3 protein-coding genes are annotated in these 3,579 nt (G+C 47.9%); all 3 read left to right on the top strand.

The features are described from left to right. Positions 1-281: 281 nt before the first annotated feature. Positions 282-1,136, top strand: coding sequence for a photosystem I biogenesis protein BtpA (btpA, locus tag H6S82_RS24190; protein ID WP_190468475.1), 855 nt, complete (start codon positions 282-284; stop codon positions 1,134-1,136). 101 nt (positions 1,137-1,237) lie between these two features. Continuing rightward, a complete protein-coding gene (locus H6S82_RS24185) occupies positions 1,238-2,191 on the top strand; it encodes a vitamin K epoxide reductase family protein (protein WP_190468473.1) in 954 nt (317 codons plus the stop codon). A gap of 471 nt (positions 2,192-2,662) precedes the next feature. Next, on the top strand, positions 2,663-3,579 hold a 917-nt coding region (locus H6S82_RS24180), incomplete at its 3' end, for an alkaline phosphatase family protein (RefSeq protein ID WP_191056831.1).

Here is a 3,579-nt window from a genome sequence, read left to right as displayed (position 1 = left end):
CCCCCACTCTCCCACTCCCCCACTCCCCCACTCCTTCAGTGCAATTGTGATGCCAGAGGGAAAGATATATTCCAGGAGGGCTTGGAGTGGGAAGGACATCAACCCTGTTAAGATCGGTAAAAGGAATCTACTTAGAGCGCAGGTTCCTTGAGTCGCCCTCCTGCACCGAATTTCTGCCATTTTGATTTGGTAGATAAATTTGAGTAAATAGTTGACGAAAGTACTCGAATGTGGTGAAAAGGGTAGACTGACTTTGCCGGTGAGTCGGAATAGTAAATCAGGTGGACTTAAAACAGATTTTCAAAACGCTGCATCCTATTATTGGAGTCGTTCATTTATTGCCGCTACCCACATCGGCCCGCTGGGGGGGTAGCCTAAAAGCTGCGATCGATCGCGCCGAGCAAGAGGCAACGGCCTTAGCTTCTGGAGGCGTAGATGGCATTATGGTAGAGAACTTTTTCGATGCGCCGTTTACAAACGGCCAGGTAGACCCAGCGGTGGTGAGTGCCATGACGCTGATCGTCGATCGACTGATGAATTTGATAACGGTGCCGATCGGAATCAACGTTTTACGTAACGACGCTCGCAGTAGTATGGCGATCGCATCTTGTGTGAGAGCTCAGTTTATCCGGGTCAACGTCCTGACCGGGGTGATGGCCACCGACCAAGGATTGATTGAAGGACAGGCACATCAACTGCTGCGGTATCGGCGTGAGTTAGGCAGCGATATCAAAATATTGGCAGATGTATTGGTAAAGCACGCACGGCCTCTCGGTTCTCCCAATCTTACGGTAGCGGTGCAAGATACGATCGAGCGGGGTTTAGCCGATGCGGTAATTTTGTCAGGTTGGGCCACAGGCAGCCCTCCCAGTTTAGAAGATCTGGAACTGGCAAGAGCGGCAGCAAACGGAACGCCGGTGTTTATCGGTAGCGGAGCCAATTGGGAAAATATTTCTACCCTGATGCAGGCAGCTGATGGCGCGATCGTTTCCAGTTCGCTGAAGCGACACGGACGCCGGGACCAGCCGATCGATCCGATTCGCGTCAGCCAATTTGTGGAAGCAGCGCGAAGGAGTATATCGCTTAAATCTCAGCCGCAGCCTTCCACCTCGGTTAAACTGCATTCACAGAAATAACTCGCATCGGCTGGCTTGGGGCAGCATGAGTCAAAATGGAATTGCGATCCTTGGCAAAGTAACAGCCAGATGTAGATGAGATAGCAAAAGTTGATAATTTTATGACTCGCCGACGTTCAACCCCTTGGATTCATCGCTGGTCTCGTATCCTGATTGCAGCGATCGCCGTTTTAGGTATCTTAGACACAACCTATTTAACTTTGGTTGAGTGGGGAGTAGTTAAAGAAGCTTTGTGCCCCACATCTGGTGCGATTAACTGCGAAGCTGTCCTGCGGAGCGAGTATGCCAAAGTTTTTGGCATTCCCCTATCTGTGTTTGGGTTCCTAGCCTACGCTGGGATGGGCGCTCTGGCAATAGCCCCCCTGCCGCTCAATCCGCAAGAACAGAAAGGTCTGCGCTCTCAGGTAGAAAAATGGACATGGCTGGGGCTATTTGCGGGTGGAACCGCTATGCTGTTTTTTAGCGGCTATCTCTTTTATTTAATGGCTTTTGAGATCAAGGCTTTTTGTCTGTACTGTCTGGCCTCAACGATATTCTCAATTGCTCTATTTGTAATTATCCTCTTAGGCCACACTTGGGAAGACTTAGGCCAACTGTTTTTTATCGGCATTGTGGTGGGGATGATAGCACTAATTGGTACGCTAGGCGTTTATGCCAGCGCCAAGGCACCTGCTGGAAGTGGGGACGTTACCGCCGATGGTGGCGGACAAGTTGGTTTTCCAATTAAAAACACTTCTGGCCCAGCAGAAATCGCTTTAGCGCGTTATCTCAAAGAAGCAGGCGCAAAAGAGTACGGAGCTTACTGGTGTCCTCACTGCCACGAGCAAAAAGAATTGTTTGGTAAGGAAGCTGCTGCTGAATTAGATTATGTTGAGTGCGACCCCAAAGGCAAAAACCCTCGGCCACAGCTGTGCCAATCTGCCGGTATTAAAGGTTATCCAACTTGGGAAATTAACGGTCAATTCTATGAAGGCGTACAAGATTTGAATAAACTTGCCGACCTAACCGGCTATAAAGGGCCTCGTAACTTCAAAAACTTGCTTCCGGGGCGCTAAACAGACAAAAGCAGAAGTTTTTCTGGGTTTTGAGACTCCTACGGCTTAGCTGTAGGAGTTATTTTTTAGGCTACGGTTAATCCCATATTACGTATCATACGTAACCGAACAGTATTCAGGTGTATCCAGCTTTTCGTTATTTATAGTGGGAAAGCGAGTTGATCTGACACTATACCTGTAAGTTACCGCCAAAATTTCACGTACCTAAATTAAGTCAGTTGCTTCATCGCAACTTAACAACTTCAGTAAAAAACACCACTCAATATAAAGATTCAGTAAAGGCACTTATAAGCGATAGCCATATTTTCTGGGTGTTAGTTATTATTACCGAAGATTTACTTACTCAAGCTGGCTACTACTTACGTAACTTACCAAAGAATACTTAGTAGCAAACTGGCCTAGATGACAAAATGTTTACGCCTAACATCACAAAAGTAACAATTCCAGTCGAGATCTTTCTTCAGTAGAACTATGAAACGCCCGGTTATTGCTATTGGATTGGACGCAGCAGACCCAGTGACGATCGAATACTGGATGTCTCAGGGGCATCTCAAAAATCTGCGTCGCTTGCGGGAACAGGGAGCATATACCCATTTAGACACCTTCGATTACTACAGGGCAGAAACTCCCTGGACAACTTTTCTCACCGGTTGTTCGCCGGAAAAAACAGGGTATTGGGCACCGGTGAAACTTCGCGAAGGCAGCTATGATGTCGAAGAAGTTAACGCCTACGATTTTGGGGAGTTCCCACCATTCTATGCCTTGGGGGAAAAGTACCGGGTAGCGGTCTTCGATATGCCTCAATCTACCCTTGCTCAGGAAGCCAACGGTATACAGGTTTTAGCTTGGGGAGCGCACTCTCCTCTAACTCCCAGCCATTCTCAACCGCCGGAACTCTTAGGCGAGCTGATTGGCAAGTACGGCGAACATCCTACGCTCAACAAAGATAATGCCAACACGCTGGATGTGGAAGCTCTCATCCGTCTCAAGAAAGATATGGAAGTCGGTATTAAAAGGCGTGCGGAGATTTGTCAGGATCTACTGCAACGGGAGGACTGGGATTTATTTTTGACTATTTTTGGGGAAACTCATTCGGCGGGACATTATCTGTGGCATTTGAGTCCGACGACGGATCATCCTCTCTATGAATCTGTGGGATCTCAGTACAAAGGTGATGCTCTGCTGGAAATATTTGAAGCTATAGATAATGCGATCGGCGATATTGTCAGCAAGGCACCAGAAAACGCTAATGTGGTAGTTTTTGCCGCTCACGGTATGGGTGCCAATGTGATGGATCTGCCCAGCATGGTATTTTTGCCGGAACTGATGTATCGTTACAGTTTTCCAGGAAAATTTGGGCTGGCGCGAGGTAAAGCGGGAACAAATCC

The organism is Planktothrix sp. FACHB-1355 (assembly GCF_014748295.1).
GTDB lineage: Bacteria > Cyanobacteriota > Cyanobacteriia > Cyanobacteriales > Aerosakkonemataceae > Aerosakkonema > Aerosakkonema funiforme_A.
This window is presented reverse-complemented; position numbering and strand designations above follow the sequence as displayed.